A 12,794-nucleotide genomic window follows, 5' to 3' on the forward strand; every position below is an offset into this window, starting at 1 on the left:
TGCTCCTGAACTGAACTCATGCTTGTGTTAAGTGTTGGATAAAGAGATTGACCGGGACATCCCCCAGCGCTTCGCTGACATTCAGCTCCCTGTTTTGTGTGACTACGCTGCTTGCAAAAAGTCCCTTCAGGTTTGCATCCGAAGCGGCAGACGGTAAAACCACCCGCGTATCGCCCCAGCGCAGCGCATCGACCTGCGGGATGGCACTGTTTTCCAGCAACGTTGCGCAACGCACCGGCACTACGACAATGGCCCGCACGCCTTCGTGTTCACGCGCGAATGCCAAGACGTTGTGCGCCTGACTGCCCAGTACTTCCAATGGCTGGTAATCGCCACGGCGGAACAGCTCGCCGTGTTCCTTGCGCAGGTTCAACACCTCACTGATCAGCGCCTGTTTGATGCGCCCGTCACGCCAGTCCTTAAGCAGCTCGGTACCCGGCACGGATGCCTGCAACGCTTGCTCGCGTGCGGCGTAATCCACCGGGCGGCGGTTGTCCGGGTCGACCAGACTGAAGTCCCAGTACTCGTTGCCTTGGTACAGATCCGGCACGCCCGGCACGGTCATGCGCAGCAAGGTTTGCGCCAGCCCGTTGAGCGCGCCGGCAGCGGCGATGCTGTTGACGGTCTTGCTCAGCGCGGCACGCAGCAACTCGCCTTCTTCACCGGTCAGCAGCTTCTCCGTGAAAGCCTGGGCCGCGTTTTCATAGACTTCATTCGGCGCGCTCCAGCTGCTTTGCAGCTTGGCTTCGCGCAGGGCTTTCTGTTGCCACTGCCAGATGCGCTTGGCGTAATCGGCGAAACCGGCCTTGTCGTCGTCCTGCAGGTCCAGCGGCCAACTGCCGAGCAATGCCTGATAGAGGATCAGTTCGTCGCCAGCGGAAGGCGCGTCATCTTCGATGCGCACGGGGCGGGCGAGGGCGCGCCACAGTTCGACCTGATCGGCGTACCAATGGCTGCGCTCGCTGAGTACGGCCAACCGGGCGCGGGTGTCTTCGCCGCGCTTATGGTCATGGGTGGCAGTCGCGAGCAGGTTGTCAGGAAACTCGGCCATGCGCTGTTGATTGACTTCGTGGAATTCGCTGACCGGCGCGCTGAATTGCTCGGTGTTGTAACCGACATCATTGCGCGACAGCAGCACCGCCGAGCGATACAGCGCAGTATCTTCCACAGCTTTGGCAGCTGCCGGCGAAGTCAGTTGCTGGAACCGCACGCAGGCATGCTTGAGGATCTTGCGCGAGCGCCCGCGCGGCTTGCGTCGCCATGGCGTGCCGCCGAGCCAGCTGGCAACCGAGTCGAGCACGGGCCAGTCAGCTTCGCTGAGGGTCTGCCGCGCACCGTCCATGGCGTGCTGGAAAATCGCCTCGTCCTGTTCCGAGCGGCCCAAGGCGCTGATGTAGGTGCGGTAAACCGGGAAGTGCACGATCAACGCATGCAGCACGCGGCGAATCGCGCCCAGGGTCAGGTCGCGGGTCATCAAGTCATCCCGCGCGACTTGATGCAGCGCCTGCGCGACACTTTCGAAGTCGCTGGCCAGCGAACCGTTGAGAATCTGCTGACGGGCCAGTTGCGCTTCTTCCATGAACGCTGCCGGGCGCTCGGTGCGGCGCTGCCAGAGTTCGCCGAGGACATGTTCGCCGTCCGGGTCGTGTTGCAGCAGCGACAGCTGATTCATGAACTCGTAACCGGTGGTGCCGTCGACGCTCCAGTCGCGGCGCAGGGTTTCGCCCTCGCCGAGGATCTTTTCGACGTAGATGGGCAGATGACGTCCCGGTGCCAAGTGATCCAGACGCCGACGCAATTTGCGGCAGTAGCCACGCGGGTCGGCAAGGCCGTCGATGTGGTCGATGCGCAGGCCGTCGACCAGACCTTCTTCAACCAATTGGAAGATCTTGCCGTGGGTTGCTTCGAACACTGCCGGGCGCTCCACGCGCAGACCGCCAAGCTCGTTGATGTCGAAGAAGCGCCGCCAGTTGATGTCGTCCGCCGCCGTGCGCCAACTGGCCAGGCGATAGCTTTGCCGTTCCAGCAGTTCGTGAAGCTTGTGAAAGCCTTCCTCGGTGGTGGAATCGTACTGTGCGAGGTTGCCTTCGATATTCGCCAGAACACGCGGATCGCTCGCCAGCTCGCGCAACTCTTGCTTGAGCGGCATCGCCAGCGAATGTGCGTCGGTCTGATAGCTGAGTGTGCTGAAGCGATCTGCCAGAGACTTCAGCGTGTCGTCGGACTTGAGCAGCTCGCCATAGTTGTTCGGGCAGATCGGGAAGTGGTGGTCGTAATGCTCGACGTAAAAAGTGCCGGCCTGCGCGTTGAACTTGAGCTTGAGTGTGCCTTCCTGCAACGCCACGCCGTAGTCACTGCCAAGAAACGGCAGCAGCAATTGGCCTTCCATCAACGGGTCCGGCGAGTGCCACTGAATGTCGAAGAATTCGCCATACGGACTCAGGCGTCCCCATTCCAGCAGGTCGAGCCACCACGGGTTGTCATTGCCGCCCACGGCCATGTGGTTGGAAACGATGTCGAGAATCAGCCCCATGTTGTGTTCACGCAGGGTGCTGACCAGTTGGCGCAATGCCGGCTCGCCGCCCAGTTCCGGATTGACTTGGGTCGGGTCGACCACGTCGTAGCCATGCATGGAACCGGCGCGCGCCGCCAGCAATGGCGAGGCGTAGATATGGCTGATGCCGAGTCGGGCAAAGTAGGGCACCAGTGGCACCGCTTGTTCGAGGGTAAAACCTTTATGAAATTGCAGGCGCAACGTGGCGCGCAGTGGCTGGATTTGCTGTTGATTCATTGGTCACGCTCAGAGGCTTGAAGGCGCGCGCAGGCCAGCAGTTCCAGGCGGCGGGCGGCATCGGGGCCGTCCAGCAACGCTTCGCTGGGACCGGGCAAACGTCGCGACCAGTTCGGATGTGAATCGGTGGTGCCAGGCAGATTCGGCTGTTCATCGATACCCAGGGCATCTTCCAGCGGCAGCAGCACCAGCGGCGCGCGGGTGTGGCCGAGGAAACGCACACTGGCATCGACCACTTGATCGGCTTCGTGGGACTCTTCGCGGAAGTTCTGTGGATCCTGACGCAGCGCATCGCGCAGGCCTTCGCGTTCACGCTCGCGATGCCGGCGCCAGTCGATTTCGCCGTTGGCATCGACCAGACCGAGGCGTGCATTCCAGTCGATATCGCGGCCATGCCACCAGCCATTGAGTGTCGGCAGGTCATGGGTGCTGGTGGTGGCCAAGGCATCATCCGGCCAGTCGAGAATCGGTTTGAAGCGGGTATTGTCCTGTTCGAACAACAGCACGCGCATGCCGAGAATCGAGCGCGCGGCGAGTTTTTCCCGCAGGCCTTCCGGCACGGTGCCGAGGTCTTCGCCGAGTACGATGGCTTGATGCCGATGCGACTCGAGGGCCAGCAGGCGCAGCATGTCGTCGAACGGGTAATACAGATAGGCGCCATCGGCCGGGGCGGCGCCGTTGGGAATCACCCACAGGCGTTGCAGGCCCATGACATGGTCGATGCGCAGGCCTCCGGCGTGGGCGAAGTTGGCGCGCAGCATCTCGATGAAGGCACGGAAACCGTTGCGGATCAGCCCTTCCGGCGAGAACGCGGAAATCCCCCAACCCTGGCCGCTGCGATTGAGAATGTCCGGCGGAGCGCCTACGGTCAGCGAGGCGAGCAATTCATCCTGAAAACTCCAGGCCTGACTGCCGGCACCGTCAGCACCGACGGCGAGGTCGGCGATCAGGCCAATGCCCATGCCGGCGCTGCGCGCGGCAGATTGCACGCGCTCGAGGCAACGATGGATCAGCCATTGGCAGAAGGCGAAATAACCGATGCGCTCGGCATATTCTTCGGCAAAAGCGCCCAGCGCCGCGCCGCGCGGGTCGTGCCAGTGCTCCGGCCATTCGCGCCAGTCGAGGCTTTCGCCACGGGCGGCGCGCATTTCCTGAATGGCTTCGAAGCGACAATGATTCTCCAGCGCTTCGCCACCGGCATGACGGAAACTGGCGAAGTCGGCGTGCAGCGGATGCTCGCCAGCGACGAAACCATCATATAAGGCTTGCAGCAGTTTCTGCTTGGCTTGGGCGGCGGCAGGCCAGTCGATCAGCTTGAGATTTTCCAACTGGTCGAACTGCGCGGCCAGGCCACTGGCATCGATTGCGTCACGCAATGCGCGCTCGCCGAGAATGCTGCCCGGCGCTGCGTACAGTGAATTGAGAAACAAGCGGCTGGACGGCGAATAAGGGCTGTAGCGGCCATTGTCTGAGCTGAACATCGCGTGCATCGGACTGATCGCCAGCGCATCGGCGCCGCGTTCACCCGCTACACGAACCAATTCCTCCAGCGCCTGGGTGTCGCCAAAACCACCGTCACCCGGACGGCGCAGCGAATACAGCTGGGCGCTCAGACCCCAGGCGCGCGGGATCGGACTATCGACCGCATCGCCAACGCTGAAACAACGCTCAGGCGCCACAGCGAGAGTGAAATACTGATCGCCGATGTGCACTTGCTGGTAACCGACCGGAATCAAGCCGGGCAACATGGCTTCGTTGTCCAGCTTGAGGTTCATCTGCGAGCCGTCTTCAAGATGAATCTCGCAGGGCGTCTCCGGTGTGAAGTAGCGACTCAGGTCGAGGGCAACGCCAACGTCGCAGGTCAGCAGGGGCGGCAGATGGCGGTCTTGCTGGACTTCTTGCAGTTGCAACAGGCTGGCATCGATTTCTTGCGCGGTGCTGGCGGGGTGGCCGAGTCCGATCAGGACATTGCGCAACACAGCGGGAGCGACTTTTTGCTGACGCCCGTTGGCGTCGATCCAGTCGACGGCAAGGCCGGCTCGACTGGCGAGTATTTCCAGTTGCGCATCGCTCATAGGCGCTCTCCATCCAGGGGGTGCAAAAGGGGTGCGGCCGTGAGGCTGACGAGCGCGGTGTACGCCGGCAGTTGGTTCGGGTCCGACAGTTCGATCGCGGCTGGCTGTTGAAACAGCCACTCGGTATCGGTCTGTGCAGGGTTGACCACTGGCGTGTCACTGAGGTTCAGGTCAATTCGCAGCTCACTGCCGTTGCCCAGCCGCCAGCGCGCGCTGACCGCTCCATAGCCGAGCATTTGCGCGCCCAGAGCCTGGGTCCCGGAGAGATGGGGAATGATGTACTGATGGCGCAACTTCAGCAGTTGCCGGTAGAGCTCATGGGTCTGCTGTTGCAATGGCGTGCCGCTGCCGGACAGTCGGGGCTGCGAAGCGTGGAAGGTGTCCTGGGCATTCGGATCGGGGATCTGCTCGCGCTTGTGCGGATCGGTGAAGGCACTGAATGCGGCGAACTCGTTGCGCCGACCTTCACGCACCAGTTCCGCCAGTTCACCGTGGTGGCTGGTGAAAAACAGGAACGGTTGCTCGGCGGCAAACTCGTCGCCCATGAACATCAGCGGAATCATCGGCGACAGCAGCAACAACACCGTCGCCGCCTGCACCGCACGCGGATCGGCAAGCTGATGCAGACGTTCGCCAAACGCGCGGTTGCCGATCTGGTCATGGTTCTGCAGGAACAACACGAAAGCGGTGGAGGGCAGATGTTCGCTCGGCTCGCCGCGAGGTTCGCCATGGCGAGTGATGTGGCCCTGGAATACGAAGCCCTGACTCAGGCAGCGCACCAGTTGCTCGGTGGGCTGCGCGGCATAGTCAGCGTAATAGGCGTCGGTTTCGCCTGTCAGCAGCACGTGCAACGCGTTATGACCGTCATCGTTCCATTGCGCGTCGTAATCGTTTTCCAGCAGGCTCGACTGGTTCAGCTCGTTTTCGACGGTCAGCCAGACGTGCCGGGTCGGGTCGATCTGCTGGCGAATGCGCCGGGCCAGATCGCTGAGGAAATCCGGGTCTTCAATCGCGTGCACCGCATCCAGACGCAGGCCGTCGAAACGGTATTCGAGCAGCCACATCAGTGCATTCTCAATGAAGAACTCGCGCACTTCCGGGCGGCGGAAATCGATCGCCGCGCCCCAAGGCGTGTGCTTGTCCTCGCGGAAAAAGCCCTTGGCGTAACGATGCAGATAGTTGCCGTCGGGGCCGAAGTGGTTGTAGACGACGTCGAGAATCACCGCCAGGCCATGGCCGTGGGCGCTGTCGATCAGGTGTTTGAGTTGTTCCGGTGTGCCGTAGGAGGCTTGAGGCGCGTAGGGCAGCACCCCGTCGTAGCCCCAGTTGCGATCACCGGGAAATTGCGCCAGCGGCATCAGTTCGATCGCGGTAATGCCCAGCGCCACCAAGCGCGCCAGATGCTGTTCGACTTCGGCAAATCCACCGAGCGCACCGACGTGCAACTCATAAATTACCGCTTCACTCCACGGCCGACCATTCCAGGTCGTGTGCCGCCATTGATAGGCATGGGGGTCGACCACCACGCTGTGGCGGTCAAGGTCACCATCCTGCGCTCTGGAGGCCGGGTCCGGCACCTCCAGTTCGCCATCGATGCAGTAACGGTAGCGACTGCCCGCCGGGCAATTGGCCTTGATTACAAACCAACCGTCGCCCTGGGGCAGCATGGGCAACGATTTTCCATCTTCCAGTTCCACACTGACGTAGAACGCGTCAGGCGCCCACAACGCAAATTGCGTGTGCTCGGCATCCAGCATGATCGCGCCGTGGGGCCAGGTTTCTTGGGTCCTTGACGGCATTTTCTGCAACTCCCTGGTTATTTGTGGCTGGCTTTACCCAACGCCTTGGCGACCAGTTGTTCGTAAAGTTCGGCGTACGGTTCAACCGCTTTGCTCCAGTTGAACGGTGCAGCCATGGCACGGCAGCGCATGGCGTTGAGCAGTTCCGGAAAGGCGAAAACCTTGAACGCGCGGCTCAGGGCTTCCTTGTAGCTATCAACGGTGGACTCATCGAAGAGGAAACCGGTGACGCCGTTTTCAATGGTGTCGGCCAGGCCGCCGGTGTTGCGCGCGACCGGCAGCGAGCCGAAACGCTGGGCGTACATCTGGCTCAGGCCGCAAGGCTCGTAGCGCGACGGCATCAAGAGGAAATCGCTGCCGGCGAACATGCGTCGGGCATCGGTTTCGTTGAAGCCGATCCGCACGCCGATCTGGCCTGGGAAACGCAGGGCCAGTTCACGCATGGCTTGCTCTTCTTCCGGCTCGCCGCGACCGATGATCGCGATCTGACCACCGTTCTGCACGATGAACTCGGACACCGCTTCGGTGAGGTCCAGACCTTTCTGATAGACCAGGCGCGATACCACGGCGAACAGCGGGCCGGTGGAGTCATTCAGGCCGAACAGCTCACGGACATGGGCGGCGTTGACCGCTTTGCCTTCCCAGTCGCCGATGGCGAACGGGGCAAACAGGTGCGGGTCGGTCGCCGAATCCCAGCTCTCGTCGATGCCGTTCGGGATACCGCTGAGCAGGCCTTGCTGGGTCTTGGCGGCAAGGAAACCGTCGAGGCCGCAGCCGAAGTCCGGGGTGGTGATTTCTTGCGCATACGTCGCGCTGACGGTGGTGATGTGGCTCGAATAGGCCATGCCGGCCTTGAGGAACGACATCTTGCCGTAGAACTCCATGCCTTCCTGTTGCAGGGCATGGGTGGGAATCCCCAGCTCCGGGCAGGAACCGAGGCTCGTCACGCCCTGGTAGGCAAGGTTGTGAATGGTGAACAGCGTTGGCGTGCGCTGCCCGCGCCAGTGCATGTAAGCGGGCGCGAGGCCAGCCGGCCAGTCATGGGCGTGCACCAGATCCGGGCGCCAGTGGATTTGCGCAAGGTTGGCGGCGATGTCGGCAGCAGCCAGGCCGAGACGGGCGAAGCGGATATGGTTGTCCGGCCAGTCGCGACCGTTGTTGGCGCCGTAAGGGCCACCCTCACGCTCGTAGAGTTCAGGGCAGATCAACACGTAGATCACCAGACCATCGGGCATGTCCATACGACCGATCTTGCAAGGTGGCAGCGCGGCGTGGCCACCCAGCTCGCCGATGATGTGAATCGGGTTTTCGCTGTGCACCACTTGCGGATACCCGGGAATCAACACCCGCACGTCATGCAGGTGGGCCATCGCCCGGGGCAGGGCGGCGGAGACATCACCGAGGCCACCGGTCTTGACCAGATCGGCGATCTCAGAGGTCACGAACAACACTTTTTTCTTGTTGGGATTCTGGCTTGCTACCGGAGCAAGCGTCTTTGTGCCGGGTACGTTGATCTGTCGGCTGCCGGGAACACTGATGGTGCTCGATTCTCCAAGCGACTGGTGAGCACGCTCTCCCTGAATATCCAATGCCGCACTGATCATATGTATCTCCCGTGTGTGATCTGATTCTTGTCTCGAACAAGCTGTTTCGTGGCCAAGTCCTGTGGCCGGGCGCAAAGGCGCCACGCATCGGTGAGCAAATGCTGACCCAACACGCGCAAGCAGAATGGGTGGTGAGGCCGTTGCAAGGATTACACCAGTCGCTTTCGCCCAGTTGTTCTGATGACCTGTGGCGTGAAGCAAAAGTTTCGACTTTTTTTCGTCGGTATGACCGAGTGGTTTGGCCACTGAAAAATCAGTCTAGGCCAGATCCTAGAGCGGGTTAGGGCAAATGGGTAAATTGTTCGACAATCGGTTGTGTCGGGATGTTAGCGAGGGTTCAGGAGGGAAAACGCTCCGACGAAGGGCATGTTTTTTGGACGGAGTGGGCCAAAACAGTGACTGGGTAGTCACGGTTTTGTGCTAGGGGATGGGCGAGTTGCACCGTTGTGGTGCGAGCGTATTGCAGAGTGGTATCTGAGATGACCTCTTCGCGAGCAGGCTCGCTCCCACATTGGACCGCGTACAACCTGTGGGAGCGAGCCTGCTCGCGAAGAGGGCGGTTGAAGCAACTCAACTTTAAAGTGATGGGCTCAGTTCAACAGACGCACCGGCTCCCCAGCTGCCCAACCCTGAATATCCTCGATCATCTGCCGGAAGAACTGTTCGTAATTCTGCCGGCTGACATAGCCCACATGCGGCGTGGCGAGGACATTGTCCAGCGTGCGAAACGGGTGCAGGGCCGGCAACGGCTCTTGCTCGAATACGTCCAGCGCTGCCCCGGCAATGCGCCGTTTCTGTAGCGCCTTGATCAATGCGGTTTCATCGACGATCGGCCCGCGTGCGGTGTTGACCAGCAATGCGGTCGGTTTCATCCAGTCCAGCGCCTGGGCATCAACCAGACCGCGACTGCGTTCGCTGAGCACCAGATGCACGGACAGCACGTCGGCCTGCTCGAACAGTTGCTGCTTGCTGACGTACGTCACGCCGGCCTGTTCAGCGCGTTCGGCGGTGAGGTTTTCGCTCCAGGCGATCACCCGCATGCCGAACACCTGACCGAATTGCGCGACGCGCTGGCCGATGCTGCCCAAACCCAGGATTCCCAGGGTCTTGCCATGCAGATCGCCGCCGAGGCCCTGCTGCCACTGGCCGGCCCGCAGGGCATTGGCTTCCTTCACCAGATCACGGGTGGCCGCCATGATCAGCGCCCAGGTGAGTTCCGGCGCGGCGTGTTTGTAGCTATCGGTGCCGCAGACCTTGATGCCCAGCGCTGCTGCGGCCGACATGTCCAGCGCGGCATTGCGCATGCCGCCGGTGGCCAGCAACTTCAGATTGGGCAAGCGCCCGAGCAAATCGGCGTCGAAGCGCGTGCGTTCGCGCATGACGCAGATCACCTCGTACTTGCCAAGGCGCTCGGCCAGTGTGGCGTTGTCGGCCGGGTAATCATGCACAAATGTCACTTCACCGATGCTCTCCAGCACGGACCAGTCGACCACGTCGCGGGCCACGTCTTGCCAGTCATCGATCACTGCAATCTGCACCGTCATCGGCTTGCCTCATCAAGGAGCGGAAGGAGTCTTGCCCAGCCAGCCGAGCAGCGCCTGATGGAATTTCTCCGGTTCTTCCATTTGCGGCGCATGACCCATGCCCGGGAATTCAATCAGCGTCGACTGCGGAATCAGCTTGGCGACCTGTTTGCCAAGCACCTCGTAATGACCGATTTTGGCTTTCACTTCCGGCGGCGCGAGGTCCTTGCCGATGGCGGTGGTGTCGGAGGTGCCGATCAGCAACAGGGTCGGCATCTTCAGGTCTTTGAACTCGTAGTACACCGGCTGCGTGAAGATCATGTCGTAGATCAGCGCCGAGTTCCACGCGACCTGGGTCTTGCCCGGACCTTTGCTCAGACCAGCGAGCATGTCGACCCAACGATCGAATTCCGGCTTCCAGCGGCCGTCGTAATAGGTGGTGCGCTCATAGTCGCGAATGCCCTTGGCCGTGACCTTCAATTCACGCTGATACCACTGATCGACTGTGCGATACGGAACGCCGAGGGCTTTCCAGTCTTCCAGACCGATCGGGTTGACCATTGCCAGTTGATCAACCTGCTCAGGGAACAGCAGCGCATAACGGGTGGCGAGCATGCCGCCGGTGGAGTGGCCGAGCACAGTGGCTTTCTGAATGCCCAAAGCCTTGAGCAATTGCTGGGTGTTGGTGGCCAGTTGCTGGAAGCTGTACTGATAATGCTCAGGTTTGCTGGATGTACAGAAACCGATCTGATCCGGCGCAATCACGCGGTAGCCGGCGTCGCTCAGGGCTTTGATCGAACTGTCCCAGGTCGCTGCGCAGAAATTCTTGCCGTGCATCAGCACCACGGTGCGGCCGTTGGCCTTGCCATTGGCGGCGACGTCCATGTAGCCCATTTGCAGCTTCTGGCCTTGGGATTCGAAGGCGAAATGTTTAAGCGTGTAGGGGTATTGGAAACCTTGCAACTCCGGGCCATAGGCAGGCCCTTCGGCGGGGGCGGTTTCAGTGGCCGCGTGCGCCATTAATGGCAGGGCAGCGCTGAGGACGAGGCCGGGCAGCCAGCGGGAAAGCGTGACGGACATAAGCACAAACTCCTTGAAAATTGGCCGACTCTGGAAGGTCGGGATTACGCCGACGTTAAACAAAGGCAATCACACTGAGGGTTGGTTCAACCTAGCCAGCCAAGTGTCAGCAAGGCCAGCACGCCATAGCGCGCGCCTTTGGCCAGCGTCACGATCAACAGAAAGCGCCCGAGCGGTTCGCGCATGACGCCTGCTATCAAGGTCAGCGGATCGCCGATCACCGGCAGCCAACTGAGCAGCAGCGACCAATGCCCATAGCGCTCATAGTGCTTGCGTGCCTTGGCCATATGCCCATGGCTGACCGGAAACCAGCGTCGATCCTGAAACCGCTCGATGCCACGGCCCAGCCACCAGTTGACCAGCGAGCCGAGTACGTTGCCCAGCGTCGCCACTGCGAGCAAACCCCACAGCCAGTAACGCTCGCTGACGATCAAACCGACCAGCAGCGCCTCTGATTGCAATGGCAACAATGTCGCCGCACCGAACGCAGCAAAGAACAGGCCGAAGTAAGCCGCACCCATCAACGGGCCGGGTAGTCCGCCACCACCACGTCGGCGCCGTCCTTCTTCAGACCGATCACTTGGTACGCATCGCTCATGCCGTCCATTTCCATACCCGGCGAGCCGATCGGCATGCCTGGCGCTGCCACACCCAGCAGATCGTCGCGCTTGCTCAACGCAAGCACCTGATCGGCCGGCACATGACCTTCAACGAATTTGCCATTGATGATCGCCGTGTGGCAGGACGCCAGACGCGGTGGTACGCCGTGCTGCTGTTTAAAGCTGCTCATGTCGCTTTCGACGTGATCTTCGACTTTGAAGCCATTGGCTTCGAGATGGCTGATCCACTTTTTGCAGCAGCCGCAATTGGCATCGCGGTGCACTTCGATCGGGATCAGTTCGGCGGCTTGCGCCAGGGAGGAGATGAACAGGGTGCTCAGGGCGATCAGACGCAGTTGGCTTCGCATGGGAATGGGCTCTCGACTCGGTGAAGGTCAGCAAGAGCGCATTTTGACCGGTTTTTCCATCCCGGCATCAACTGAGTGTTTCCAGTTGCTACAAAACACCCGGACCAGTGTAGGAGTGAGCCTGCTCGCGATTGCGGTTGACCAGCCGCAGATACAGTGACTGAAAAATCGCTTTCGCGAGCAGGCTCGCTCCCACAGGGGATTGGCTTAAAGGCCAAAATCCCCGTGGTCGCGGTTGGCTTAACTGACCTTGAACCGCCCCATGATCGCGCTCACGCGGCTGTTGGCTTCGAGCAATTGGCGGGTATTGAGCTCGCTGGCCTGGCCGCTCTGCACCAGTTCATCGACCATGTGGCGAATCTGCACCATGCTGCGGTTGATCTCTTCGGTCACTGCGCTTTGCTGTTCGGCGGCGGTGGCGATCTGCGTGCTGAGGCTGTTGATGTGGCTGACCGAACCGGCCATTTCGTCCAGCCCCGAGTTGACTCGGGCGGTGGCGTCAGCAGCGGACTGGCAACTGGCCTGGGTGTTTTCCATGGCGCTGACCGAGGAACTCACGCCTTGAGTCAGACGGGTCAACATTTCGTTGATTTCCGAGGTGCTGGCCTGAGTGCGGGCGGCGAGGGCGCGGACTTCATCCGCCACCACCGCAAAGCCGCGACCCTGTTCACCGGCCCGGGCCGCTTCAATCGCGGCGTTGAGGGCGAGCAGATTGGTCTGGCCGGCAATCGCGCCGATGACGCCGAGGATTTCGGTGATGCGCTGGGCGTCCTGCTGCATGTTTTCAACTTTGTGTGTAGCGCTGGCCACTTCGTCGATCAGCGCGACCACGCTGTTGGTCGCTTCACCCACCACGACGCGCGAGCGGTCTGCGTTCTCATTGGCACGCTGGGTGAATGCAGCGGTTTCAGCGGCGTTTTGCGCGACGCTTTCAGCAGTCGAGCTCATTTCGTTG

Annotated in this window: 8 protein-coding genes and 1 pseudogene; all 9 read right to left on the minus strand. The window is 61.2% G+C overall.

Going from position 1 to position 12,794, the window contains the following annotated elements; genetic code table 11:
• Nucleotides 1-16: 16 nt before the first annotated feature.
• Nucleotides 17-2,791 (minus strand): malto-oligosyltrehalose synthase, encoded by a 2,775-nt coding sequence (locus tag AB4N41_RS21575; RefSeq protein WP_252878130.1) that lies wholly within the window; start codon nt 2,789-2,791, stop codon nt 17-19.
• Nucleotides 2,788-4,866 carry a 4-alpha-glucanotransferase gene (malQ, locus tag AB4N41_RS21580; RefSeq protein WP_095179954.1) on the minus strand — a complete coding sequence of 693 codons (2,079 nt, stop codon included), beginning with the start codon at nt 4,864-4,866 and terminating at the stop codon, nt 2,788-2,790. The genes AB4N41_RS21575 and malQ overlap by 4 nt, the downstream gene beginning before the upstream one ends.
• Nucleotides 4,863-6,665, minus strand: coding sequence for a malto-oligosyltrehalose trehalohydrolase (gene treZ, locus AB4N41_RS21585; RefSeq protein ID WP_252878131.1), 1,803 nt, complete (start codon nt 6,663-6,665; stop codon nt 4,863-4,865). Before treZ ends, malQ begins: the two co-directional genes overlap by 4 nt.
• Before the next feature lie 17 nt (nt 6,666-6,682).
• Nucleotides 6,683-8,269, minus strand: coding sequence for a glycogen synthase GlgA (gene glgA / locus AB4N41_RS21590; protein ID WP_016774645.1), 1,587 nt, complete (start codon nt 8,267-8,269; stop codon nt 6,683-6,685).
• A gap of 590 nt (nt 8,270-8,859) precedes the next feature.
• The gene (locus AB4N41_RS21595) at nt 8,860-9,813 is read right to left on the minus strand and encodes a D-2-hydroxyacid dehydrogenase family protein (protein ID WP_252878132.1); all 954 of its coding nucleotides are present in this window, start codon (nt 9,811-9,813) and stop codon (nt 8,860-8,862) included.
• Between the two features lie 12 nt (nt 9,814-9,825).
• Nucleotides 9,826-10,872 (minus strand): alpha/beta fold hydrolase, encoded by a 1,047-nt coding sequence (locus tag AB4N41_RS21600; RefSeq protein WP_110603361.1) that lies wholly within the window; start codon nt 10,870-10,872, stop codon nt 9,826-9,828.
• A gap of 86 nt (nt 10,873-10,958) precedes the next feature.
• Complete coding sequence (locus AB4N41_RS21605) at nt 10,959-11,393, minus strand: YqaA family protein (RefSeq protein WP_056785840.1); 435 nt, start codon at nt 11,391-11,393, stop codon at nt 10,959-10,961.
• Nucleotides 11,393-11,839 (minus strand): DUF411 domain-containing protein, encoded by a 447-nt coding sequence (locus AB4N41_RS21610; protein WP_252878133.1) that lies wholly within the window; start codon nt 11,837-11,839, stop codon nt 11,393-11,395. Before AB4N41_RS21610 ends, AB4N41_RS21605 begins: the two co-directional genes overlap by 1 nt.
• A gap of 240 nt (nt 11,840-12,079) precedes the next feature.
• A pseudogene (locus AB4N41_RS21615) lies at nt 12,080-12,607 on the minus strand (methyl-accepting chemotaxis protein); the annotation flags it as partial.
• Nucleotides 12,608-12,794 lie beyond the last annotated feature (187 nt).

It is taken from the genome of Pseudomonas sp. S2_A10, from assembly GCF_054668465.1.

What these genes read in the sequence shown, in the direction of transcription:
- AB4N41_RS21575 (WP_252878130.1), bottom strand. Translation starts at nt 2,791, where the DNA reads ATGAATCAACAGCAAATCCAGCCACTGCGCGCCACGTTGCGCCTGCAA.
- malQ (WP_095179954.1), bottom strand. Translation starts at nt 4,866, where the DNA reads ATGAGCGATGCGCAACTGGAAATACTCGCCAGTCGAGCCGGCCTTGCC.
- treZ (WP_252878131.1), bottom strand. Translation starts at nt 6,665, where the DNA reads ATGCCGTCAAGGACCCAAGAAACCTGGCCCCACGGCGCGATCATGCTG.
- glgA (WP_016774645.1), bottom strand. Translation starts at nt 8,269, where the DNA reads ATGATCAGTGCGGCATTGGATATTCAGGGAGAGCGTGCTCACCAGTCG.
- AB4N41_RS21595 (WP_252878132.1), bottom strand. Translation starts at nt 9,813, where the DNA reads ATGACGGTGCAGATTGCAGTGATCGATGACTGGCAAGACGTGGCCCGC.
- AB4N41_RS21600 (WP_110603361.1), bottom strand. Translation starts at nt 10,872, where the DNA reads ATGTCCGTCACGCTTTCCCGCTGGCTGCCCGGCCTCGTCCTCAGCGCT.
- AB4N41_RS21605 (WP_056785840.1), bottom strand. Translation starts at nt 11,393, where the DNA reads ATGGGTGCGGCTTACTTCGGCCTGTTCTTTGCTGCGTTCGGTGCGGCG.
- AB4N41_RS21610 (WP_252878133.1), bottom strand. Translation starts at nt 11,839, where the DNA reads ATGCGAAGCCAACTGCGTCTGATCGCCCTGAGCACCCTGTTCATCTCC.